The organism is Paracoccus fontiphilus, assembly GCF_017356265.1.
Classification (GTDB): Bacteria; Pseudomonadota; Alphaproteobacteria; order Rhodobacterales; family Rhodobacteraceae; genus Paracoccus; species Paracoccus fontiphilus.
The window spans coordinates 1-20,700 of sequence record NZ_JAFNAW010000034.1 but is presented as its reverse complement, the minus strand read 5'-3'; the positions used below and the strand labels follow the sequence as shown (position 1 = coordinate 20,700).

Here is a 20,700-nt window from a genome sequence, read left to right as displayed (position 1 = left end):
GCGCATCCTCCATAGGTCAGAAAGATGTAGCGCAGGCGCTTCTTGCCGGTAAAATGAGAAAATCGGCAATCTGCATACCGGAATCGACATGCCTATTCGCGCGCTCAAGCCGCCGCAGCTGCGGCTGATCCATCAGGTTGCCCTGCATGGCCAGTTGCAGCTTGCGGCCGAGGCCCTGGCGATGACCCAGCCCGCCGCATCCCGGATGCTGGCCGAGGCCGAGCGCCAGATCGGCGCGCCCCTGTTCATCCGCCAGCCCAAGGGCATGGAACCGACCGAGATCGGCACCACCGTCCTGCGCCGCGCCCGCGTGATCCTGCGCGAGATGGCCAGCATCGAGGCCGACGTGCGCGCCTTGCGCGAGGGCTATGCCGGGTCGGTGCGCGTGGGCGCGGTCACGGGACCGGCGATCAGCTATCTTGTCAGCGCGATCCGCCAGATCAAGGAGGACAGCCCCGCCGCCGACATCACCGTGGACGTGATGCCGTCGCGCGACCTGCTCATGCAGTTGAGCGCGGGGGAAATGGATTTCGTGCTGGGGCGTATCCTGCCGGAATTCGACAGCGACGGCTTCAACATCCTGCCGATGTCCGACGAAAAGGTGGCGCTGATGGCGCGGGCCGATCATCCGCTGGCCCGCGCCCGGCTGGTCACGCTGACCGAACTGGTGGGGCAGGAATGGATCATGCAGCAGCGCGGATCGCCCATCCGCGAGGCGGCGCTGGCGGCATTCGCCAGCGTCGGCCTGTCGGAACCCGACAACATCGTCAACAGCCCGTCGCTTCTGCTGACCATCGCCTATCTGGCGCAGTCGAACGCCATCACGCCCGTCTCGCGAGAGGTCGCGGAACTGCTGATCCAGCCCCCGGTGAAGGCCGCCTTCACCATCATCCCCACGCCGCAGCCGATCCGGGTGTCGCCCTATTTCCTGCTGGACCTGAAGCGCCGCCCCCTGTCGCCGCTGGCAAAGCGCCTGCGGGACGCGGTGGCGCAGATGTCGCGCAGCCCGATCAGGAACGCGGCTGCCTTGTGACCTGCCTGCGCCGGGCCAGTTCGTATGCGACCGCGCCGATCACGGTGGCCGCGATGATGACCAGGGCCAGCGCGTTCACGGCGGGGGTCAGGCCGGTGCGCACCTTCGTGGCAATGAACACGGTTAGCGGGGTTTCAAAACCCCGCACGAACAGGGTGGTGTTGTAGTTTTCCACCGATTGCAGCACCGCCAGCCCGCCCGAGGCAAGCAGCGCGGGCCGCAGGAACGGCAAAAGCACCCGGCGGAACACCATCAGCTTCGACGCGCCCAGACCAAGGGCCGCTTCCTCTTGCGTGCGGTCGAAGCGTTGCAGCCGGGCCATGACCATCAGCATGACATAGCAGATGATGAAGGTCGTCTGCGCCACCACGATCAAGGCGATGCCGCCGCCCACCCCCACCTGCCGCCACAGGATCAGCGTGGAAATCCCGATCACCACCCCCGGCGTCAGCAGGGGCGAGACCATCACCGCATAGGCGAAGCTGCGCGCCCGCGCGTGCAGCGTGGTCAGCACCAGCGCGGCGGCGGTCCCCACCGGCAGCGCCACCAGCACCACGAGGACCGCCACGATGGCCGAGGTCCACAGCGACCGCCACATCGCCGCATCCGCCCACATGGCGGAAAACCAGTCCAGCGTCGTGCCCTGCCACGGGATCACGGTGGGAAAGCGGCTTTCGTTGAAGGCCGCAAGCCCCATGATGACCAAGGGCGCGAACAGGTAGGCCACGAAAGCCAGCAGATACAGGACGAACAGCCCGCGAAAGATCCGGTCCGTCGTCATTTCGCCACGTCCGTCAGGTTGACGCGGAAGACGCGCAGCGTGACCAGCACCACGGCCAGGCACAGCACCAGCAGCGTCAGCGCATAGGCCGCACCCCGGTTCCAGTCGCCGCCCTCGAAGAACCAGTTGTAGATGATCTCGGTGAACCAGCGGCTGCCAGGCGACCCCAGCAGCGCGGGTGCGACATAGGACCCGGCGGCCAGCATGAAGGTGAAGACGCAGCCCGTCGCGATGCCCGCCTTGGCATGTGGGATCACCACCCGCCAATGCGTCCGCCAGGTAGGCGAGCCGAGGTCGCGCGCGGCTTCAAGCTGCGATTTGTCCAGCGATTCTATGGCATTGTAGATCGGCAGAAGCATGAACAGGATATAGGCATAGACCATCCCCGCCAGCACGCCGCCGTCACCCTGCCAGCGGATCGGGGCGTCGATCAGCCCGATCCCTTGCAACACCGCGTTCAGCGGCCCGCGATAGGCCAGCAGGATGAACCAGGCCAGCGTCCGCAGCACCTCGTTGATGAAGAAGGGGATGATGACCAGCATCAGCGCGATGGACAACTGGCCGGGCGTCGCGCGCTGCGCCATCCAGAAGGCGATGGGATAGCAGACGACCAGCGTCAGCGCCGCGACCAGGGCGCTGGCCCAGATGGTCTTGAGGAAGATCGCGCGATGCACGCCCTCGTTCGCCAGATACAGGACGTTGTCCAGCGACCAGACATCCCGCGGCCCGCCCAGCTCGGCAGGCGGCAGGTTCGGGCGCAGGGCATAGTCGATCATCATCAGGTTCGGCGCCAGCACCATCGCCGCCAGCCAGATCAGGACCAGTGACAGGAACACCGTCGCCAGCCCGCCCCCGAAGCGCGCGTAAAGATCACGCATCGGCCAGCACCACGGCATGTTCGGGGGCGAAGAAGAAGCTGGCATCCGTCCCCGGCGCGGGCGCGTCCCCCAGCCGGGTCGAGGGAACCGCCGCCGTCAGGGCCGCACCGTCGGGAAACTGGCCATGGACAAGCGCGAAGGCACCCTCGAAATCCATCCGGTCGACGCGGGCGCGCAGGGTGTTCGCGCCGACGCCGGGCACCAGCGCCTCGGGGCGGACATACAGCGTCGCGGCCTGTCCAATGGCAACGGCACCCTGCGCGCGCCCGTGCAGTGGTCCCAGCGCCGTATCCACCCGCGCCATGCCGTCGCCGATGGCGCTGATGCGGCCCGCGACGGCGTTCGTCTCGCCCACGAAGCGGGCCACGAAGGGGGTCGCCGGATTGTCGTAAAGCTCTCGCGGCGTGGCGACCTGTTGCAGAAGGCCCGCCGACATCACGGCGACGCGGTCGGACATGGCCAGCGCCTCGGACTGGTCGTGGGTGATGTAGATGAAGGTGACGCCCGTGCGCTTTTGCAACGCGCGCAGTTCCGCCCGCATATGCTGGCGCAGCTTCAGATCCAGCGCCGACAGCGGCTCGTCCAGCAGCAGGACGCCGGGTTCGACCGCCAGCGCGCGGGCGATGGCGACCCGCTGGCGCTGCCCACCCGACAATTCGCCCGGCATCCGGTCGCCGTATCCTTCCAGTGCGATCAGGCGCAGCAACTCGTCCGCCCGCTTGCGGCGTTCCGCGCGGCCGACCCCCCGCGCCTCCAGCCCGAAGGCGATGTTTTCCCAGACCGGCATCAGCGGGAACAGCGCCAGCGACTGGAAGATCATCGCGGTCGGCCGCTGGTTGGGCCCAAGCCCGCGCATGTCGCGGTTGCCGATCAGCACGCGGCCCTCGGTCGGTTCCAGGAACCCTGCGATCATGCGCAGGATGGTGGTCTTGCCGCAGCCCGACGGTCCCAGGATCGAGAAGAACTCGCCCGGCTGAACCGTGAAGGACACGTCGCTGACCGCGCGCGTGGCGCCGAAGCTCATGCCAATGCCGTCAAGCTCGACCGAATGCGACATCCGTCCCCCGTTTTGTCAGAGGCAGGGGTTGGCGCCCCTGCCCCGGTTTCATCAGGCCGACAGGAAGCGGTCCTGGTATTCGTTGCGCTTGGTCACGTACCAGCTTTCCTGGATCGGCCACCACCACAGCTTTTCCAGCGCGTCGCCCGGATAGGCAGCGGCGAAGAAGGCCTTGGCTTCGTCCGACAGCAGGTCGGCCGAACCCACCGCGGTCGAGTTGATGGACGTGGCGTTCGTGTACATCGCCCCGGCTTTCGGGGTCAGGAACCAGTTGATGAAGGCATAGGCGTTGTCCAGGTTCTCGGCGCCCGCCGGGATCGACAGCCCTTCCATCCAGGCCAGCGCGCCTTCCTTGGGCGCGACGAAGCCCACCGGCAGCCCCTCCTTGGCCAAGGCGGCGGCGGTCGAATCCCAGGTCTGGCCGATGGCCGCGCCATTGACGCGGAAGGCACCCTGGGCCTCGTTCTCGTTGTTCCAGAACTGGATGATGTTGCCCTTGCGCGCCACGGCCTCGGCCAGGATCACGTCGAAGATCTCGACCTGCGCCTCGGGCGTCTTGAAGGCGTCCAGCAGCGGGCGCGGCAGCTTGCCCTCGGCCTCCAGCCACAGGCCAAGGCCCACCAGCGACGAATGGGCGCGGACCGTCGCCTTGCCCGCGGCGGATTCGCCCCAGATGTCGCCATACGAGGCCTTGCCGTATTCCAGCGGCATCTGGTCCTTGTCGAAGGCCACGGCCTCGGTGCCCCAGTCGGTCGGCACCTGGTAGCGCTTGCCGTCCACCACGGCGCCCAGGTTGGTCGAGTTCTCCCAGGCCGAGGGCAGCACCTTCGCCACTTCGATCTTCGATTCGTCCAGCGGCTGGACCAGGCCGAACTCGACATAGTTCGGCACCCGGTCCACGGTCGGCCAGATCAGGTCGAAGCCTGCACCGTTGTTGGCGCGAAGCTGGTTCAGCAACTCGTCATTGGTGCCGTAGGGCGTGTAGTTCGGCGTGATCCCGGTCGCTTCCTTGAAGGCGTTCAGGATTTCGTCGTTCAGATAGCCCGCCCAGGCGAAGATGTTCACCGTGCCCGCGCCCTGGGCAAAGCCAGGCCGGGCAACAAGCGGCGCGGCCAAGGCCAGGCCCGCGGCCGCCCCTGCGCCCTTCAGAAGCCCTCGGCGATCAAGTCTGCTCATGTTGTCGTCCCCCGATTGCGCCGCCCCCTGAGCCCTGCCCGCGGAACGGCATGATGCATGACCGGCCGGCCCGACAGGCCCCGATCAATCGGCGTGAAGCATATCCCTGCCATGTGACAGGTCAAAGACTCTTTGATCTTTAACCGAAAACAACGCCCGGTCCCTAGTGCCGCGACAGGATGCTGGCCGGGCGAGACCGGGCCAGGGCCTGCGTGATCAGGCCGGTCAGCACCGCCTTGATGATGTCGCCGGGAACAAAGGCCATGACCAGCACGGCGCATTCGGCCAGCGTCTTGTCCAGCACGATCGACATGCCGAGGATGCCAAAGGCATACATCACGCCGATGCCCCCGACGACCGAGGCCAGCGTGACGGTGACGGCCAGCGGCCCCGCGCGCAGGCGCTTGACGATCAGGCCGATGACAAAGGCCGCGGCCAGCCAGCCCGCAAGAAAGCCCGCCGTGGGCGAGACGAAGACGCCAAGCCCCCCGCGCCCGCCTGCCAGCAACGGCAGGCCCAGCGCCACAAGCGCCAGCACCAGCAGCACTGCCAGCGCGCCGCGCCGTGCCCCCAGGATCGCGCCCGCCAGCATGACGCCCATGCTTTGTGCCGTGATCGGCACGCCGAAGGCCAGTGTCAGGCTGGGGATCAGCCCCAAGGCCGCGATCAGCGCCGCGAACAGCGCGATCTGGGTCATGTTGCGTTCCATCTTCTCAGCTCCTCCCATCAGGAATGTCGTTCAGGATGCCGCCCCGCGCGCGCAGGGCCTCGGCCACGTGGTCGGCGTCGTCCAGGGCCAGGGCCGCCATCGGCACCACGATCCGCCATCCGGGCTTGCGCCGGGACCGCGCGCGCCAGGACATGGCAAGCCTGTGGCCGTTTTCCACCAGCATCGGGGTAAAGCGCAGGACCATGGCGATGGCAAGCTCGACCGCGCGGGTGGGCAGGCCGATGCGGCGCAAGGGGGCCAGCAGCCATGTCAGCACGCCGATCATGTCGGACAGCCGCGTGGTCATGGTCACGAAGTTCGCCAGCGCCAGCGCCGCCAGCAGCCGCAAGGCCACCACCAGCCCCGCCTGCATCTGCCCGGTCAGGCTGTGCCAGACGGCGATCAGCAGAAGAAAGGGCCACAGCATCCGCAGATGACCCGCGCCCTGCCGCAGGAAGGCGGCGCCCCCCGACAGATAGAGAAGGACGATGACCAGCAGGGCGGCCGCCAGGGCCCACGGCCGGCCCGTCAGGAACAGGGCCAGGGTCAGGAACGGCAATGCCAGCAGCTTTGCCCCTGCCGGAATGCGATGCGCCCAGGTTTCAACAGGCGAGGTGAGCGAGATCATCGGACCCTCCCCAGTCCAGCATCCGCGCCTCGAAGTCTGGCAGCACCCGGTCCGGCGGACCGTCGGCGATCAGCCGCCCCCCTTCCAGCCACAGGACCCGGTCGAAGCCGCGCAGATGGCCGGGGTCATGGGTGATCATCACCACCTGCGCGGTGATTTTCTGAAGGTAGCGCATCAGTTGCAGCCGCGTCGGGATGTCGAGGCCCGAGAACGGCTCGTCCATCACCACCACGCGGGGCCGCATCGCCAGCACCGCCATGAGGCACAGAAGCTGCTTCTGCCCCTGCGACAGGCTGTGGGTCGCGGCGCGTTCCCAATGGGCCTTGCCGAAGCGGTCCAGCATCGCGCGCGCCGCGGCCTCGGCCTCCCGGGGGCGCTTGCCCTGCTGGGCCAGGCCGAAGGCGACTTCCTCCAAGACGGTCGGAAAGATGATCTGGTGATCGGGGTTCTGGAAGATGATCCCGACGTTTTCCAGCGCGGCCCGGCGGTCCCGGGCCATGTCGATCCCGCCGATGCGCGCCTGTCCCGTGTCCGGCGCGATGAGACCGGCCACCACCCGCGCCAGGGTCGTCTTGCCCGACCCGTTGCGACCGACGATGGCGACGCGCGGCTCGGCCAGACGGGCGGTGATGCCCGCCAGCGCGGCGCGGCCGCCCAGCGTCACGCCGACATTCTGCAGATCGACGGTCATCGCCGGGCAGCCCCGCGCCGTCGTCGTTCGGATCGTGATGCCATTGCCAAGCTTCCGCCACGTTCGCCTGGCGGCATCTGCCCCGGAATGGCCCGTCCGCGCAAGCCCGGCAGCTATTGATAGCTGCGCACCAGGGCCCCCGCGATCATCGACCAGCCGTCCACCGCGACAAAGAAGGCCAGCTTGAACGGCAGCGAGACGACCACGGGCGGCACCATCATCATGCCCATCGACATCAGCACGGCCGACACCACCAGGTCGATGATCAGGAACGGCAAGGCTACCAGAAAGCCGATCTCGAAGGCGCGCTGGATTTCGGACAGCATGAACGAGGGGATCAGGACCGACAACTGCCCGCTGCGGTCGCCCTCGCCGGGCGCGATCTCGGCCAGGCCCGCCAGCGTGTCGGGGTCGGTGCGCGCCGCCATGAAATCCTGGAAGGGCACGATGCCGCGTCGGATCGCCTCTCCCAGGGTGATGCTGCCGTCCTGCAGGGGGGCGCCCGCGACGGCCCAGGCCTCGCGCAGGACCGGGTCCATGATGAACCAGGTCAAGAACATCGCCAGGGCGACGATCAGCATGTTCGGGGGCGAGGATTGCAGCCCGATCGACTGGCGCAGGATCGACAGGACGGTGATGATGAAGGGAAAGCAGGTGATGGTGATGGCGATGCCAGGCGCCAGCGACAGCGCCGTCAGCGCCCCCACCAGAAGCACGGCGTTCTGGCCCAGCCCCTGACCGACCTGGCCCGCGATCCCGCCCAGCTGGCCCTGCGCCAGTGCCGCCGCAGGCAGGGACGCCAAGGCTGCGGCCAGCGCCGCCCGGCAGATCATGCGGCGCCGGGCGCGGGCAGGATGCGCACGCAAAGCCGGTCCTCGGCCGTCCCGTCCGAGGTCAGCTCGCCCCGCGCGATCACCTTGTCGCCCACGCAGATCTCGACCCCTTCGTCGATGGACTGGTCCAGAAGCAGGATGTCGTCGGGCCGCAGCGCGGAGAGTTGCGCGACGGTCTGGCGGGTGCGGCCAAGCCGGACGGTCACCTCGACCTTGATGGCGTCGGTGTCGATCAGGTGGGTCAATGCGTCCATGATGTTTCGCTTCCGTTGATTTCGGCGATCAGCGCGCGGATGCCTTGCGCGACGCTTGCCGGTTCCAGGTCGATCCGTCCGCCTTGCAGCGACAGGGAGATGCGCTCGGCCTCGCAGTCGGAAACCGCGATCCCTTCCAGGTCGCATTCGGCCAGGCAGCGGTCCACCATCGCGCGCAGCCCCGGCCCGCAGGCGATCGTGGCGCGCAGGGGGGGCGCCGTGCGCGACAGGCGTACAAGCTCGGCGGTCAGCGCGGCTTCCAGCCGCCGCGACTCGGTGGCCGGCGCCAGGCAGTCGAGGATCTGCGTCAGGACCGGCGCAAGGGCTGCCACCGCCTCGGCCCGCAACTCGGCGCGGCGCGCCTCGTCGTCGGCCAAGGCGCGGGCCAGCCGGTCAAGCGCGGCGTTCAGGGTCCGGACCTGGTCGTCCGCCTGGCGGGCCACCCCCTCGGCCAGGCCGTCGGCAAAGGCCCGGTCCAGATCCTCGCGGCTGAAGGCCAGGTCCGCATCCGGCGCCATAACGGCGGCACTGAAGGATTCGAGTTTGAAAACAGCGAGGCTCAATGCGCACTCTCCTTGTTGTCGATCCAGCCGGTCAGGATCTTGACGCTTTCGTCGTGGCGTTTCTTCATCATGTTGCGCAGCCGGGCCACCGGATCGCCGGGCGGCAGGGCAAGCTGCTCGGGCGCGCGGGGGGCGAGGGGCGCGGCCACGGGTTCCGCCATGACCTCGGCTGCGGGAAGAATGGTGCCGGTCAGGGCGGGCGCATCCAGCGGCGGCCGGCTGTCATCCAGCGCGGGCCGGGCCGCGCGGCCCTTCAGCACCGGGCGCAGCACCAGGAACACAAGCGCCAGCGCGAACAGCCCGATCATCAGGATGCGCGCCAGCCCGTTCACCTCCAGCCGGTCCATCCAGCCGGGCGCGGCGGCGGTCCCCCCGTCGCCCAGGCCCGCAAAGGGCAGCGACTTGACGGTGAGAAGGTCGCCCCGTGCCTCGTCATAGCCCACGGCCGAGGCCACCAGTTCCCGCAGCACGTCCAGTTCGGCCTGGGCGCGCGGGACCATCTGCGTCTCGCCCTGCGCGTTTTCACCGGGCACGCCGTTGACCAGCACCGCGACCGTCAGCCGCCGCGTGGCGCCGGGCTGGCGCGACACCTCGCGCGTGACGCGCGTCACCTCGTAGTTGGCCTGCTGGCGGGTTTCCTGGCGCGTCGCCTCGGACCGGTCGCCCTGCGCCTCGTCCGCGTCGGGCAGGTTCGAGGCCGCCGTCACCGCGCCCGATCCCGTGCTGTTGCTCTGGTCCGTCGTCTCCTCGGTCACCTGCGAGATCATGGCCCGCCCCTCGGGGTCGAAGCGCTGCTCGGTCAGCATCTCGGTCTCGGTCACCATGTCCAGGTTCAGCTCGACGATGGCATTGCCGATGCCGACATGCGGCTCCAGGATACGCTCGACATTGCGCTTCATGGCGGCGGCGCGGTCGGCGCCCGCCTCGTCCTCTCCGGCGGCGACGATGCCGTTTCTCGTGTCGATCACCGTGACCGCCTCAGGGGCCATGCCCGGCACGCCGGAGGAGATCAGGTATTTCAGCGCCGCCGCCTGTTCGCGGCTGATCGCCTGGCCGTTCGTGCCGATGGTGACGGATGCGCTGCCCTGCCCGTCGCGGCGATAGCCGCGCCCGTTCTCGATCGCCAAGTGGACGCGGGCCGTCTTGACGTTAGGAAGGGCCAGGATCGTGCGCGCCAGCTCGCCCTCCTTCGCGCGCCAGTAGGCGGCGTCGAACATCTGCGAGGTGGTGCCGAAGCCCGACATGCCGTCCAGCAGCTCGTATCCGGCACCGCCCGCGGCGGGCAGGCCCTGGGCCGCCAGATCCATGCGCAGCTTGTCCCGGCTGGCGGCGTCGACCCAGATCGAATCGCCGCGCACCTCGTAGGCGACGCCCGCGCGTTCGATCCCTGCCACGACCTCGCCCGCCTGGGCGGCGTCAAGGCCGCCGTACAGCAGGCTCATCGACGGGCGGTTGGTGACCCAGGCAAAGCCCGCGATGGCCAGAAAGGTTGTCAGAAATGCCGCAACCAAGATGGCTTTCTGTTGTGAGCTTCGCTCGTTCCAATAGTCCTGCAGTTTTTGCAAAACCGGCCCTTTCGAATCAGCGTCAGGTTCCTTGTCGTAGCTGTTGATGACATGGGCGTCGTTAAGATTTGGTTAGTCGCAGGGTGCTAATTCCGTCTTGTCACGACGGAGAATCACCATGACCGATGCGACCACCGACCTGGCCCTCGACCCGCCCGCAAGGCCGTCCGGCAAGAAGAAGCTGGTGCCGATCCTGGCGGCCGTCCTGCTGGCCGGGGGCGGCTTCGCCTCGACCTATCTGGGGCTCTGGTCGCCGACCGCCCTGATGGCCCCGAGGGAGGAGGCGCCCGCCACCCCGGCGGTGGTCTTCGTGCCCGTTCCCACGATCGAGCTGGCCATCCCCGGCGGATCGGGCCAAAGCCTTGTCGTCTCGGCCAGCATCGAGACCGACGGCGCCCACCAGGCCGACGTGGCCCATCTGATGCCCCGCGTCCTGGACGCCTTCACCGCCTTTCTGTCGGGGATCGATCCCGCCGCCTATGACAAGCGCGGCGTCCTGGAGATCATCCGGGCCGAGCTGGTGACCCGGTCCCGCTACGTGCTGGGCAACGAGGCCATCAAGGATTTGCTGATCACGGAGTTTCGCTTCAAATGACCCTGGAACATGCCTTCCAAGCCGCGCTTCTGGCGGCATCGCTGGGGCTTGGCACCTTCTGCCTGATCCTGTCGCGGCGATTGCGGCGGCTGAACGACCTTGAAACGGGCCTGGGCGGCGCCATCGCCGTCATGGCCGCTGAGGTCGATCGGCTGGAGCAGGCCATCCGCAGCGCCAGGTCCGAGGCCGCCGAGGCCGGGGAAACCCTGTCGCGAGAGATCGCGGCAGCGCGCAAGGAACGCGCGCTGTGGGATCTGCGCCAGAAGATCACCCAGGCGCAGGCGACCGCCGCCCCGCCCGATCCCGTCATTCCCCTCCGTCGCCTGCGCAAGCGCGTGGTGGCTGCCGATGCGTAAACCGCTGATGATGCTGACGCTGGCCTTTGCGGTTCCCGCCGGGGCCGCGATCTGGCAGGGCGGGGACCTGTCGCGCTTCTTCGCGGCCTCGGCCAGTTCGGGCGACCTGCTGTCCGGCTGCACCGACGTCCCCGAAGCCGTGGCCCTAGCCACCGAACTGCGCGACCGCGCCCTGCGGATCGAGCGCTACATGGAGGCCTTGGACACCCGCAAGGCCGAGATCGCCACCGCCGAAGCCGCGCTGCGCGCCCGTGCGACCGAGTTGCGCCAGCAGAAATCCGGCATCCAGTCGCGCCGCGACGGCGCCTCGCAAGCCGTGCGCGAGGACATCGACCGCCTGATCGCCGTCTATGACCAGATGAAGCCCGCCGAGGCCGCCGCGGTCCTGACCAACCTGCCCCCCGATTTCGCGGCCGAGATCCTGATGCGCGTCCGCCCCGAGGCCGGCGCCCGCATCATTGCCGCGGTCGAGCCGCGCCAAGCCGCGCTGCTGACCGCCCAGATGGGCGCGCGCAGCGCCCGGAACGACTGAAGGAGAAAGCCCCATGTTCGGCATCGTCGGCATCGTCGTCACCTTCGCCATGGTCTTCGGCGGCTACATCCTGGCCGGCGGAAAGATGGCGGTGATCCTTCATTCGCTGCCTTTCGAGATGATGATGATCATGGGCGCGGCCATCGGGTCATACCTGCTGTCGAACGACAGCCACACGCTGAAGCATACGCCCAAGGGGATCATCCAGGCGTTCAAGGGCGCCAAGTGGACGGAATCCGACCACCAGGACGTGCTTTGCCTGATGTTCCAGCTTCTGAAGATCGCGCGCGAGAACCCGGTGGCGCTCGAACAGCACATCGAGAACCCCGGGGACTCGACCATCTTCGCCGCCTACCCCCGGCTTCTGGCCGACCACGACGTGGTTTCCCTGATCGCCGACACGCTGCGCTCGGCCAGCCTGAACTATGACGATCCCTACCAGGTCGAGGAGATGCTGTCCCGCCGCCTCGCCGGCCTGCGGGAGGATGCGATGCACGTTCCCCATGCGCTGCAAAGCATGGCCGACGCTTTGCCCGCGCTGGGCATCGTCGCGGCCGTCCTGGGCGTCATCAAGACTATGAGCGCCATCGACCAGCCGCCCGCCGTCTTGGGCGGCATGATCGGCGGCGCCCTGGTGGGCACCTTCCTGGGCGTGTTCCTGGCCTATGGCTTCGTGGCCCCCTTGGCGGGCCGGCTGGGCGGCGTTATCAAGCAGGACCTGGCCTTTTTCGACGTGATCAAGTCGGTGCTGATCGCGGGCCTGCACCAGCACGCCACCAACCTCTGCGTCGAGGTGGGGCGCCAAGCGGTGCCGGACCATGTCCGCCCCAGCTTCGACACGCTGGAAGCGGCGTTGCGCGACTTGAAGAAGGCCGCGTGATGATCGGGGCGATGGTCATGGTTCTGGGACTTGCGGGCACGGCGGCGGCCGACCCGGCCCTGCTGCCCGACGCGGCCGCCCTGGCCGAGGACGCAACGGCCTGGCTGCTGGAAGGCGAGCCCCTGCCCCCCGATTACCGCATCCGGCTGATGCGGATGCCGCCCGAGGCACGGCTGCAGGCGCTGGTCTTCCTGCGCCGCGCGGGCCTGCTGACGGCGGATGCCTGGGCGCTGTCCGACGTGCTGGACCCCGCCGCCGCCGATGCAGGTGACGAATGACGACCGCCGCCGCACGGTTCAAGACGCTCGACGCCTCGGTCCTCGTGACCGGGGGGCTGGTCCTGATCGTCATGTCGATGGTGATCCCGCTGCCGCCCTCGATCCTCGACTTCGGCTTCGCGCTGTCCATCGCGGCGGCGACGCTGATCCTGGTCATGGCCTCGCTGGTGGACCGGCCGACGGATTTCCAGGCCTTCCCGATGCTGCTGCTGGTCACGCTGGTGATCCGGCTGTCGCTGAACGTGTCATCGACGCGCCTGATCCTGACGCAGGGCCATACCGGCACCGATGCGGCGGGCCACATCATCAACGGCTTCGCCAGCTTCGTCGCGGGCGGGTCTCTGATGGTGGGAATCACGGTCTTTGCCGTCATTTCCATCGTGAACTTCGTCGTCATCACCAAGGGCTCGGGCCGGATGGCCGAGGTGGCGGCGCGTTTCGCGCTGGATTCGCTTCCGGGCAAGCAGCTTGCCATCGACGCGGACCTGAACGCCGGCGCCATCGACCACCAGGAAGCCAAGAACCGCCGCCTGCGCGACCAGCAGGAGATCAACTTCTTCGGCTCGCTGGACGGGGCGTCGAAATTCGTCAAGGGCGACGCGGTGGCGGGCATCATCATCACGCTGGTCAACCTGCTGGTGGGCCTTGGCATCGGCTTGGTGGCGCACGGGATGCCCGTGGGCGAGGCGATGGCGACCTACTCCCACCTGACCATCGGCGACGGGCTGGTGGGCCAGATCCCCGCCGTCATCACCTCGATGGCGGCGGCGCTTCTGCTGTCGCGGGGCGGCGCGACCGACACGACCGCGCGGCTTCTTTCCAGCCAGCTGATCCGGGGCTGGCAGCCTGCCGCGGTGGTGGGGGCGGCGATGCTGCTGATGTCCCTCGTGCCGGGGATGCCGCGGCTGCTGTTCCTGGCCATCGCGGGCGCCATGGCTCTTGGCGGGTGGCGGCTTTACCGGCGGGGCGCGATCCCCCCCGCCCTACCCGAGCCTGCGCCCGAAGCCACGGCTCCGCGCGCCGCCCGCATCGGCGACGTGCTGGACACCGACGAGATCAGCGTCGAGATCGGCACCGACCTGGTGCTGATCGCGCTGGACCAGGCGCGCGGCTTGGGCAGCCGCATCACCAACCTGCGCATCCACATCGCCCGCGCCTATGGCCTGATCCTGCCCGACGTGCGCATCACCGACACGGACGAGCTGCATCCGGGCGACTACCAGATCCGCATCCATGGCGTGGTGCGCGGCCGGGGCAGCCTGCGTCCGGGCGGCGTCCTGGCGCTTGGGCCCGACCAGGTCCTGCAAGGCCTGCCCGGCGATGCCGTGCGAGAGCCCGTCTATCTCAGCCCCGCGCGCTGGATCGACCGGAACGCGCAAGAGGATGCCGCGACCCAGGGCGCGACCGTCGTCACCCCCATGGAGGTCCTGTCCACCCACCTGATGGAGGTCGTGAAGGCCAACCTGTCCGCGCTTCTGACCCTTGGCGCCATGCAGCGCCAGATCGAGGAGTTGAAGACCCTGTCGGACCCCGCGCGGGCCGAACGCAACCGGCGCTATTTCGACGGCATGATCCCCGACAAGGTCTCGCCCGAGATGCTGCTGGCGGTGCTGCGCGCGCTGCTGGACGAGAAGGTCTCGATCCGCAACCTGCCGCTGATCGTCGATGCCATGGCCGAGTTCCGCGGCATCGACCAGATCGAGACGGTTTACGAACTGGTGCGCAAGCGCCTGCGCGGGCAGATCACCCAGCAGTACAGCGACCCGTCGGGCGGCATTACGGCCCTGCAGCTGCATCCGGGATGGGAGGCCGAGTTCGTCCGCGCCGACAGCGAGACCGGGCGCGCGGGCGGGGGCGCGATGACGCCCGCCCTGTCGCGCAAGCTGCTGGACGCCGCGCGCCGCGCCATGGCGACCGTCGAGCCCGCCTTGCAGACCGTTCTTGTCGCCCCCGATCACCGGCGGCGGATGCTGCGCGCGGTCCTTGGCTCGAACGGGATCGCCATGCCGGTCCTGGGGCTCGAGGAGATCGACCCCGGCGCCGACCTGCGGCTGGTCGGCACCATCGAGGTCGGCTGATGTGGGATCAGCTTTCCCAGGTTCTGCCGGGGTTCAGCTGGACATGGGTGCTGGTCTACCTGCGCGTGCAGGTGCTGGTTCTGGTCCTGCCGGGATTGGGCGAGCGCGTGGTCCCGGTTCGGGTCCGCGCCGCCGCGGCCCTGGCGATCACGCCGATGCTGTCGGGCCTTGTCCCGGCTGTCGCGCCGCCTCTCACGACCCTAGCGACCCTGGCCCAGGCGGCCGGAGAAACGCTGATCGGTCTTGCCGCCGGAATGGGCCTGCGGCTGCTGGCGTTGTCGCTCGACATCGCGACCTCGGCCATCGCGGCCACGGCGTCCTTGTCGCAACTGGTCGGCGGCCAGAACGAGGCCGCGCCCCATCCCATCGGCAACCTGATCCACCTGGCGGGGGTGGCGGTCCTGATGGCGCTGGGCCTGCCGGTGATGCTGGTGCAGTTGATGGCCGACAGCCTGGTCCTCTGGCCGCCCGGCGGCTGGCCCGATGCCGGCGGGCTTGCGGCCGAGGCGGTCCGCCTGACCGCCCGCAGCTTCTGGATCGCCATGCTTCTGGCCGCGCCCTTCACGCTGGGCGGCTTCATGTTCCAGGCGCTGTCGGGGGTCATCAACCGGGTCATGCCCGCGCTGCCGGTGATCTTCATCGGCTCGCCCGCCGCGATCATGCTGGCCCTGGCGGCGCTGGCGCTTATGGCGCCGCTGCTGATCGGGCTGTGGGCCGATGCGGTGCTGGGGCACATGCTGCCGGGGGCGCCATGAGCGAGGAGAACGACGACAAGCCCTTCGAGGCGTCCGAGCAGAAGCTGCGCAAGGCGCGCGAAAAGGGCGACATCCCGCGTTCGGCCGAACTGAACGTCGCCGCCATGTATCTGGGCACCTGGCTGGCCATGGCGGCCGGCGCGGGCCTGGCGGTCAAGGCCTGGCTGTCCATGGCGACGCGCGCCCTGGGGTCCGAGGGGTGGATGCCGGGCACGACCGGGGCGGTGGCCATGGCGCTTGGGCAGTATGCCGGCTGGGCGGTGCTGGGCTTGGCGGCAGTGCCCTCGCTGGTGATCGTGGTGGCGCTGATCGGCGGGCGCGGGCTGGTCTTCGCGCCCCAAAAGCTTGCCCCCGACCTGAACCGCATCAACCCGATGAAGCAGGCCGCGCAGAAGTTCGGCAAGTCCGGGCTGGTGAACTTCGCCATCTCGCTGGGCAAGGTGTCGCTGGTGGGCCTGGGCGGCTGGTTCCTGTTCCGCAACCTTCTGGGCCATCTGGCGGCAAGCCCGCTGGCGGGCGACCGCTGGATCGCGGACCTGGGGGTGCTTCTGGGACGGGTGCTGGCGCTGGCGCTGGCGGTGTCCATCGTCTTCGCGGGGCTGGACATGGGCTGGCAGTGGTTCGACCACCGCCGCAAGAACCGCATGACCCGCAAGGAGATGGAGGACGAGTACAAGGATTCGGAAGGCGACCCGCATTTCAAGGCCGCCCGCCGCCAGCGCGCCGTGGACATCGCCACCAGGCAGATGCTGGCCGATGTCGCCAAGGCTGACGTGGTGATCGTGAACCCCACCCACTATGCCGTGGCCCTGGAATGGAAGCGCGACAGCGGGCGGGCGCCGGTCTGCCTGGCCAAGGGCACGGACGAGGTCGCGGCCCGGATTCGCGAAAGGGCGCGCGACGGCCGGGTGCCGATCTTTTCCGATCCGCCCTGCGCCCGCGCCATCCACGCCACCGTCGAGATCGGCCAGGAAATCCGCCGCGAGCAGTTCGCCGCCGTCGCCGCCGCGATCCGCTTTGCCGAAAGGATGCGGGAAAAGGCGAGGGCCGGATGGTGAGGGGCCGATGACAAAGGAAAGCGACAAGCTGGCGCAACTGGAACGGATCGCCCGGATCAAGGCGGAACGCGAACTCAAGCGCTTTGCCGCCTTCAGCCTGCACATGGCCCGGGCGCAAGGCCATGCCGACGCGATGCGCACCGCGCTTGACCAAAGCTATCGCAGCACCGCGCCCTTGTCGGTGGCCGAGGCGCGCATCGCCAACGCCCAGGCGGGCCGCAGCGCCCGCGAGTTGCGCCAGGCCGAGCAGGAGGTCGCGCGGATGCTGCCCCGCTTCGACGCCGCCCGCCGCGACGCCGCCCGCGAGTTCGGCCGCGCCGAGGTACTGTTGACCCTGTCGGCGCAGAAGCGGGCGGATGAAACGGCGCCGAAGTATTGAAGGCGACCCCTTTCCTTGGGGCATTCGGCTGGTTGCCGATGGGGTGGACACGCCCGGCCGGACGCGCCCTTGCCTAGCGGGAGAGTTCTCGCGTCTGTAATCACGGGATGGCCTTGAACACTCCCGCAGGCAAAAGCCTATATTGGTTTAACACTCGGCCCGGCACAGAACTGGCGTAGCTTCTCCTGGTACAGCGTGTTCGGATCGCTGTCGCGGCACAGCCAGCGTCCGAGCCGCTTGCTGGCGTTCTCGACCGCGCCTTTCTGCCGTGGTGATTGTGCCTCTCAGAACCAGAGCCGCTTGCCTAGGCCGCCCCGGAACCGTGGTCAAAGGTCAGACCGGCAGGCACGACGGACCGGGGCACAAAGGTCCAGGCTATGGATCGGTCCCTTGGCCCACAGATGCCAGGTCGATATCCGTCCAGACCAGCCGGTGATCCGAAGCTGCATCCACTGCGGCAGCCAAGGGGTCGTCCGGCGCGGGCCAGATCACGCCGCTGCCGGTGACGCGCAGTCCCCTCGCGGGAAGGACATAATCGACACGCAGGTTGCCCGGCCCGGCCGCATCGAAGGCACCCGTGTCCAAGGCCGGTTCGCCGCGATGGCCGGCGTTGGCGCCCGTCTGATCCGGCTGAAACGCCCCCTTGGGCTGGGGATCCTGCGCGTGGTCCAGCAAGGCGGTCATCGTCTCGGGCCGTCCTTCCCCGTCGATCAGGTCGAGGTTGGGGTTGCCGATCAGGACAAAGGGCGCAGGGGGCAGGTGATGCAGCCAGAACGCGGCCTCGTCATGGTTGCGGCGGCCGTTCCGATCCTCGGGGCCGTCGAAGACAGGGGGCGTGGCCGACCAGGCCAGCAGGTGCAGCGGCCCTCGGCCGGTCAGGACCGGCACGTCCCAATGCGCGGTCGAGGACAGGCGCTGCACTTGCGACACCTCCGGCGGAAGGGCCGGCATCAGGTTGTCCGCCAGATCGCGCCACAGGACGGCCGAGTGGTCCGTGATCGGACCCAGCGGCAGGCGCGACAAGACCGCCATGCCGTTCTGGCCGGAAAACTGCCCGAAGCCCTGCGCGTCCTCGGCCCCGCCTTTCCGGCCGTCGCCGTCCAGGTCCAGCCCGGTGGGCATGCCGCTATTGGGACGGGCGGCAAAGCGATGGGGCATCGGATGGCCTGCCCCCTCCAGCACCGCCGCGAAGGCCGCCAGGGCCTGTCCGTCATGATCCCAGTCGATGCCGGTCAGCAAAAGGACGTCGGGCGCTGCCGCGACGATCACCTGGGCGGCCGCCATCACCTGCGGATCGGCGCGGCGGATGTCGCGCAGCAGCAATCCCGGCCCCTTGCGCGTCAGTCCGGGATCATAGGTCGCCACCCGCACATCCTGGGCCGCCGCCCCGGAGGCGAGAAAGGCGGCAACGATCCCGGCAAAGGCTTTCATCCGGCGGATGTGACACGGCCCGCGCATGCTGCCAAGCCCCTCAGCAGGCAGGCGGGGGGGCGATCAGCCCGGCACCGAAGATCGCGTCGGGTCCGTCCGGCCCCAGGTCGCGCGCGCCCTGCCGCAGCCTGTCGCGCAACTGGGCCGCCGTCAGGGACGGATCGCGCTGCCACAGCAGCGCCGCCGCCGCCGTCACGAAGGGCGCGGCATAGGAGGTGCCGGTCTTGGTCCGCGCCCCGCTGACCGAGGCCGCCGTCCAGACATTCACGCCCGGCGCCGCCAAGTCGATATGCGCCCCCCGGTTGGCGCGGCGGTAAACCTGGCCGCGCCGATCGACCGCCGTGACCGCCAGCACCGCCTCGTAGGCCGCGGGGAAGGCAGGCGCCGCCTTGGGGCCATAGTTTCCCGCCGCCGCGATCAAAAGCACGTCGTCGGCCACCATCCGCGAGATCTGCCGGGCCAGCGCCGCGTTCGGCGGCCCGGCCAGTGACAGGTTGACGATGCGCACGTCCTGGGCGGCAAGATAGTCCAGGGCCTCGATCAGGCCGAAGGCATCGGCGCGCTGATCGGCGGCGACGGTCTGGAAGGCATCGACCGCGACCAGTTCCGCCCCCGGCACCAGGCCGGGACTGCGGCTGTCGGCATCCCCCACCAGAAGCGAGGCCACCGCCGTGCCATGCAGCAGGTCCGAGGGCTGGGCCCCGGTCTCGATCCGGTGGACGCGGATGCGGGCGTCGGACAGCGCCGCGTGGTCGGCATTCAGCCCGGTATCGACCATGCCGATGCGCGGCAGTGCGCCGCAGCCTGCCAGGCCGACCGGCCAGCCGATCATGTCGCGGGCCAGGCAATCGGGTCCGTCGCAGCGGGCGCCTTGGCCCGACTGCTCGCTGCGGTAGAAATGGTTGAAGTCCGCATCCGCCCCCACGGCCAGGGCGCGGACCCGGTCGCGGGCCTGGTCCATCGTCAGCGCCGCCGGCTTCAGCAGGCGCACGAGGCTGTCGCCCCCCGTCAGTCCGCGCTGCTGCAGGATGCGGAACCCCTCGGCCTGAAGCGTGGTCAGGTCATCGTCGCCCAGGCCGCGGGCCAGAACCTCGTTCTCGGCGCGGGTGGGCAGGGGCGCGGGGGCCGCGGCCGGGGCGGGGCGGGCACGGCGCACCACCCGGTCGTCGTCATCGTCGTCGTCATCGTCATCCCCGCCATCGTCGTCGTCATCGTCGTCATCGGCCTGCGCCGTCGCGACCAGGGACCAGCCGTCCGCGCCAGGGCGGGGATGGGCCGCAAGCGTCAGCGCGACCAGCGCAAGGAACAGGACAAGCCTGGACATCATCGAACCCTTTCGGAACACTTCGTTTCTGGACAACTACGCGGCGGCACAGCAAATATTCCCCCGGACGCGGCAAAGATCCAAGAGGGGTGGCATGGACGCAGCTTTCGGCGAGGCCCTGATCCGGCTGCTGCCCAATCTCCGGCGCTATGCCCTGTCGCTGGCCCGCCGCCCGGACCTGGCCGACGACCTGGTCCAGACCACGGTGGAACGCGCCATCCGGGCCTCGGGCAGCTATGACCCGGCGGCGCGGCTGGAGCCCTGGCTGTTCCGCATCACCCGCAACGCCTTTATCGACGCGACCCGCCGCCAGCGCACCCAGGGGGTCGAGGTCGATGTGTTCGACATGCCCGAGGCGCTGCCCGACGACGGCGACCGGGCGATCGAGGCGCGGCTGATGCTGCAGGCCACCCAGGCCGCGATGAAGGACCTGCCCCCCGAGCAGGCCGAGATCCTGCACCTTATCTGCATCGAGGAGCTGAGCTATGCCGAGGCCGCCGAGGTCCTGGACATCCCCAAGGGCACGGTGATGAGCCGCCTGTCCCGCGCCCGGCTGGCCCTGGCCGAACGGTTGGGAATAAGATGACGCCCCATGCGTATGACATGGGAAACCCCGCGCGATAGGAGCCGGATGTGCAGATCGACGACGAAACCCTGATGGCCCTGGCGGACGGCGAACTGGACCGGGCCGAGGCCGCGCGCATCTCGGCCGCCATTGCCGACGACCCCGACGCCCAGGCGCGGCTGCGCCGCTTCACTGAAACCCGTGCCCGGTTGCGCGCGCTGACGGCCGAAACCCAGTCCGCCCTGGGCGACGAGGCGCTGATCGCGCGCATCCGCGCGGCCGGCGTGGCCCCGCAAGCCCC

25 protein-coding genes are annotated in these 20,700 nt (G+C 69.1%); 12 read left to right on the top strand and 13 right to left on the bottom strand.

Annotated elements, in window-relative coordinates:
* Positions 1 to 88 precede the first annotated feature (88 nt).
* The gene (locus tag J0F76_RS12505; protein WP_207469894.1) at positions 89 to 1,033 is read left to right on the top strand and encodes a LysR family transcriptional regulator; all 945 of its coding nucleotides are present in this window, start codon (positions 89 to 91) and stop codon (positions 1,031 to 1,033) included.
* On the opposite strand, the gene J0F76_RS12500 is transcribed toward J0F76_RS12505, so the two are convergent.
* From J0F76_RS12500 to fliF, 11 genes are all read right to left on the bottom strand, one after another.
* Positions 1,011 to 1,814, bottom strand: coding sequence for an ABC transporter permease (locus J0F76_RS12500; protein ID WP_207469892.1), 804 nt, complete (start codon positions 1,812 to 1,814; stop codon positions 1,011 to 1,013). The two genes, J0F76_RS12505 and J0F76_RS12500, sit on opposite strands and share 23 nt — an antisense overlap.
* Positions 1,811 to 2,692, bottom strand: coding sequence for an ABC transporter permease (locus J0F76_RS12495; RefSeq protein ID WP_207469890.1), 882 nt, complete (start codon positions 2,690 to 2,692; stop codon positions 1,811 to 1,813). Before J0F76_RS12495 ends, J0F76_RS12500 begins: the two co-directional genes overlap by 4 nt.
* On the bottom strand, positions 2,685 to 3,749 hold the full coding sequence (locus tag J0F76_RS12490; RefSeq protein WP_207469889.1) for an ABC transporter ATP-binding protein: 1,065 nt from the start codon (positions 3,747 to 3,749) through the stop codon (positions 2,685 to 2,687). The genes J0F76_RS12495 and J0F76_RS12490 overlap by 8 nt, the downstream gene beginning before the upstream one ends.
* A gap of 51 nt (positions 3,750 to 3,800) precedes the next feature.
* Complete coding sequence (locus tag J0F76_RS12485) at positions 3,801 to 4,925, bottom strand: extracellular solute-binding protein (protein ID WP_207469888.1); 1,125 nt, start codon at positions 4,923 to 4,925, stop codon at positions 3,801 to 3,803.
* Positions 4,926 to 5,088: 163 nt separating this feature from the next.
* Positions 5,089 to 5,634, bottom strand: a complete 546-nt coding sequence (locus tag J0F76_RS12480) for a biotin transporter BioY (RefSeq protein ID WP_207469887.1) — start codon at positions 5,632 to 5,634, stop codon at positions 5,089 to 5,091.
* 4 nt (positions 5,635 to 5,638) lie between these two features.
* Positions 5,639 to 6,262, bottom strand: a complete 624-nt coding sequence (locus J0F76_RS12475) for an energy-coupling factor transporter transmembrane component T family protein (RefSeq protein ID WP_207469886.1) — start codon at positions 6,260 to 6,262, stop codon at positions 5,639 to 5,641.
* The gene (locus J0F76_RS12470) at positions 6,237 to 6,953 is read right to left on the bottom strand and encodes an energy-coupling factor ABC transporter ATP-binding protein (RefSeq protein WP_207469885.1); all 717 of its coding nucleotides are present in this window, start codon (positions 6,951 to 6,953) and stop codon (positions 6,237 to 6,239) included. The genes J0F76_RS12475 and J0F76_RS12470 overlap by 26 nt, the downstream gene beginning before the upstream one ends.
* Positions 6,954 to 7,066: 113 nt before the next feature.
* The gene (gene fliP, locus J0F76_RS12465) at positions 7,067 to 7,786 is read right to left on the bottom strand and encodes a flagellar type III secretion system pore protein FliP (RefSeq protein WP_207469919.1); all 720 of its coding nucleotides are present in this window, start codon (positions 7,784 to 7,786) and stop codon (positions 7,067 to 7,069) included.
* Positions 7,783 to 8,040 (bottom strand): FliM/FliN family flagellar motor C-terminal domain-containing protein, encoded by a 258-nt coding sequence (locus J0F76_RS12460; RefSeq protein WP_207469884.1) that lies wholly within the window; start codon positions 8,038 to 8,040, stop codon positions 7,783 to 7,785. Before J0F76_RS12460 ends, fliP begins: the two co-directional genes overlap by 4 nt.
* Positions 8,028 to 8,558, bottom strand: coding sequence for a hypothetical protein (locus tag J0F76_RS12455; protein ID WP_207469883.1), 531 nt, complete (start codon positions 8,556 to 8,558; stop codon positions 8,028 to 8,030). Before J0F76_RS12455 ends, J0F76_RS12460 begins: the two co-directional genes overlap by 13 nt.
* A 41-nt stretch (positions 8,559 to 8,599) precedes the next feature.
* Positions 8,600 to 10,168, bottom strand: coding sequence for a flagellar basal-body MS-ring/collar protein FliF (fliF, locus tag J0F76_RS12450; RefSeq protein WP_207469881.1), 1,569 nt, complete (start codon positions 10,166 to 10,168; stop codon positions 8,600 to 8,602).
* 118 nt (positions 10,169 to 10,286) lie between these two features.
* On the opposite strand from fliF, the gene J0F76_RS12445 reads away from it, so the two are divergent.
* The 9 genes from J0F76_RS12445 to J0F76_RS12405 are packed head-to-tail and all read left to right on the top strand — an operon-like array spanning position 10,287 to position 17,079.
* Positions 10,287 to 10,763: a flagellar basal body-associated FliL family protein gene (locus tag J0F76_RS12445; RefSeq protein ID WP_207469879.1), complete on the top strand. Its 477-nt coding sequence runs from the start codon at positions 10,287 to 10,289 to the stop codon at positions 10,761 to 10,763.
* On the top strand, positions 10,760 to 11,119 hold the full coding sequence (locus tag J0F76_RS12440) for a hypothetical protein (RefSeq protein WP_207469877.1): 360 nt from the start codon (positions 10,760 to 10,762) through the stop codon (positions 11,117 to 11,119). Before J0F76_RS12445 ends, J0F76_RS12440 begins: the two co-directional genes overlap by 4 nt.
* Positions 11,112 to 11,651 (top strand): MotE family protein, encoded by a 540-nt coding sequence (locus J0F76_RS12435; RefSeq protein ID WP_207469875.1) that lies wholly within the window; start codon positions 11,112 to 11,114, stop codon positions 11,649 to 11,651. The genes J0F76_RS12440 and J0F76_RS12435 overlap by 8 nt, the downstream gene beginning before the upstream one ends.
* A gap of 13 nt (positions 11,652 to 11,664) precedes the next feature.
* Positions 11,665 to 12,531, top strand: a complete 867-nt coding sequence (gene motA, locus J0F76_RS12430) for a flagellar motor stator protein MotA (protein WP_207469874.1) — start codon at positions 11,665 to 11,667, stop codon at positions 12,529 to 12,531.
* Entirely contained in the window at positions 12,531 to 12,809 is a 279-nt protein-coding gene (locus J0F76_RS12425) for a hypothetical protein (protein ID WP_207469866.1), read from the top strand. The genes motA and J0F76_RS12425 overlap by 1 nt, the downstream gene beginning before the upstream one ends.
* Complete coding sequence (locus J0F76_RS12420) at positions 12,806 to 14,887, top strand: flagellar biosynthesis protein FlhA (RefSeq protein WP_207469865.1); 2,082 nt, start codon at positions 12,806 to 12,808, stop codon at positions 14,885 to 14,887. Before J0F76_RS12425 ends, J0F76_RS12420 begins: the two co-directional genes overlap by 4 nt.
* A complete protein-coding gene (locus J0F76_RS12415) occupies positions 14,887 to 15,642 on the top strand; it encodes a flagellar biosynthetic protein FliR (RefSeq protein WP_207469864.1) in 756 nt (251 codons plus the stop codon). Before J0F76_RS12420 ends, J0F76_RS12415 begins: the two co-directional genes overlap by 1 nt.
* Positions 15,639 to 16,700 carry a flagellar type III secretion system protein FlhB gene (gene flhB, locus J0F76_RS12410; protein ID WP_207469862.1) on the top strand — a complete coding sequence of 354 codons (1,062 nt, stop codon included), beginning with the start codon at positions 15,639 to 15,641 and terminating at the stop codon, positions 16,698 to 16,700. The genes J0F76_RS12415 and flhB overlap by 4 nt, the downstream gene beginning before the upstream one ends.
* A gap of 7 nt (positions 16,701 to 16,707) precedes the next feature.
* On the top strand, positions 16,708 to 17,079 hold the full coding sequence (locus J0F76_RS12405) for a hypothetical protein (RefSeq protein WP_207469861.1): 372 nt from the start codon (positions 16,708 to 16,710) through the stop codon (positions 17,077 to 17,079).
* Between the two features lie 375 nt (positions 17,080 to 17,454).
* On the opposite strand, the gene J0F76_RS12400 is transcribed toward J0F76_RS12405, so the two are convergent.
* On the bottom strand, positions 17,455 to 18,510 hold the full coding sequence (locus J0F76_RS12400; protein WP_207469860.1) for an endonuclease/exonuclease/phosphatase family protein: 1,056 nt from the start codon (positions 18,508 to 18,510) through the stop codon (positions 17,455 to 17,457).
* Between the two features lie 40 nt (positions 18,511 to 18,550).
* Positions 18,551 to 19,834, bottom strand: coding sequence for a S8 family serine peptidase (locus J0F76_RS12395; protein ID WP_207469859.1), 1,284 nt, complete (start codon positions 19,832 to 19,834; stop codon positions 18,551 to 18,553).
* Between the two features lie 94 nt (positions 19,835 to 19,928).
* Between J0F76_RS12395 and J0F76_RS12390 the strand changes: the two genes are divergently transcribed.
* Both J0F76_RS12390 and J0F76_RS12385 read left to right on the top strand, forming a co-directional pair.
* Positions 19,929 to 20,420, top strand: a complete 492-nt coding sequence (locus J0F76_RS12390) for an RNA polymerase sigma factor (RefSeq protein ID WP_207469858.1) — start codon at positions 19,929 to 19,931, stop codon at positions 20,418 to 20,420.
* A gap of 47 nt (positions 20,421 to 20,467) precedes the next feature.
* The coding region (locus J0F76_RS12385) for an anti-sigma factor (protein WP_479724746.1) at positions 20,468 to 20,700 on the top strand (233 nt) is incomplete at its 3' end.

What these genes read in the sequence shown, in the direction of transcription:
- J0F76_RS12415 (WP_207469864.1), top strand. Translation starts at nt 14,887, where the DNA reads ATGTGGGATCAGCTTTCCCAGGTTCTGCCGGGGTTCAGCTGGACATGG.
- J0F76_RS12470 (WP_207469885.1), bottom strand. Translation starts at nt 6,953, where the DNA reads ATGACCGTCGATCTGCAGAATGTCGGCGTGACGCTGGGCGGCCGCGCC.
- J0F76_RS12460 (WP_207469884.1), bottom strand. Translation starts at nt 8,040, where the DNA reads ATGGACGCATTGACCCACCTGATCGACACCGACGCCATCAAGGTCGAG.
- J0F76_RS12490 (WP_207469889.1), bottom strand. Translation starts at nt 3,749, where the DNA reads ATGTCGCATTCGGTCGAGCTTGACGGCATTGGCATGAGCTTCGGCGCC.
- J0F76_RS12425 (WP_207469866.1), top strand. Translation starts at nt 12,531, where the DNA reads ATGATCGGGGCGATGGTCATGGTTCTGGGACTTGCGGGCACGGCGGCG.
- J0F76_RS12390 (WP_207469858.1), top strand. Translation starts at nt 19,929, where the DNA reads ATGGACGCAGCTTTCGGCGAGGCCCTGATCCGGCTGCTGCCCAATCTC.
- J0F76_RS12400 (WP_207469860.1), bottom strand. Translation starts at nt 18,510, where the DNA reads ATGAAAGCCTTTGCCGGGATCGTTGCCGCCTTTCTCGCCTCCGGGGCG.
- J0F76_RS12420 (WP_207469865.1), top strand. Translation starts at nt 12,806, where the DNA reads ATGACGACCGCCGCCGCACGGTTCAAGACGCTCGACGCCTCGGTCCTC.
- motA (WP_207469874.1), top strand. Translation starts at nt 11,665, where the DNA reads ATGTTCGGCATCGTCGGCATCGTCGTCACCTTCGCCATGGTCTTCGGC.
- J0F76_RS12435 (WP_207469875.1), top strand. Translation starts at nt 11,112, where the DNA reads ATGCGTAAACCGCTGATGATGCTGACGCTGGCCTTTGCGGTTCCCGCC.
- fliP (WP_207469919.1), bottom strand. Translation starts at nt 7,786, where the DNA reads ATGATCTGCCGGGCGGCGCTGGCCGCAGCCTTGGCGTCCCTGCCTGCG.
- J0F76_RS12495 (WP_207469890.1), bottom strand. Translation starts at nt 2,692, where the DNA reads ATGCGTGATCTTTACGCGCGCTTCGGGGGCGGGCTGGCGACGGTGTTC.
- flhB (WP_207469862.1), top strand. Translation starts at nt 15,639, where the DNA reads ATGAGCGAGGAGAACGACGACAAGCCCTTCGAGGCGTCCGAGCAGAAG.
- J0F76_RS12445 (WP_207469879.1), top strand. Translation starts at nt 10,287, where the DNA reads ATGACCGATGCGACCACCGACCTGGCCCTCGACCCGCCCGCAAGGCCG.
- J0F76_RS12395 (WP_207469859.1), bottom strand. Translation starts at nt 19,834, where the DNA reads ATGTCCAGGCTTGTCCTGTTCCTTGCGCTGGTCGCGCTGACGCTTGCG.
- J0F76_RS12480 (WP_207469887.1), bottom strand. Translation starts at nt 5,634, where the DNA reads ATGGAACGCAACATGACCCAGATCGCGCTGTTCGCGGCGCTGATCGCG.
- J0F76_RS12405 (WP_207469861.1), top strand. Translation starts at nt 16,708, where the DNA reads ATGACAAAGGAAAGCGACAAGCTGGCGCAACTGGAACGGATCGCCCGG.
- J0F76_RS12455 (WP_207469883.1), bottom strand. Translation starts at nt 8,558, where the DNA reads ATGGCGCCGGATGCGGACCTGGCCTTCAGCCGCGAGGATCTGGACCGG.
- J0F76_RS12505 (WP_207469894.1), top strand. Translation starts at nt 89, where the DNA reads ATGCCTATTCGCGCGCTCAAGCCGCCGCAGCTGCGGCTGATCCATCAG.
- J0F76_RS12475 (WP_207469886.1), bottom strand. Translation starts at nt 6,262, where the DNA reads ATGATCTCGCTCACCTCGCCTGTTGAAACCTGGGCGCATCGCATTCCG.
- J0F76_RS12440 (WP_207469877.1), top strand. Translation starts at nt 10,760, where the DNA reads ATGACCCTGGAACATGCCTTCCAAGCCGCGCTTCTGGCGGCATCGCTG.
- J0F76_RS12500 (WP_207469892.1), bottom strand. Translation starts at nt 1,814, where the DNA reads ATGACGACGGACCGGATCTTTCGCGGGCTGTTCGTCCTGTATCTGCTG.
- J0F76_RS12485 (WP_207469888.1), bottom strand. Translation starts at nt 4,925, where the DNA reads ATGAGCAGACTTGATCGCCGAGGGCTTCTGAAGGGCGCAGGGGCGGCC.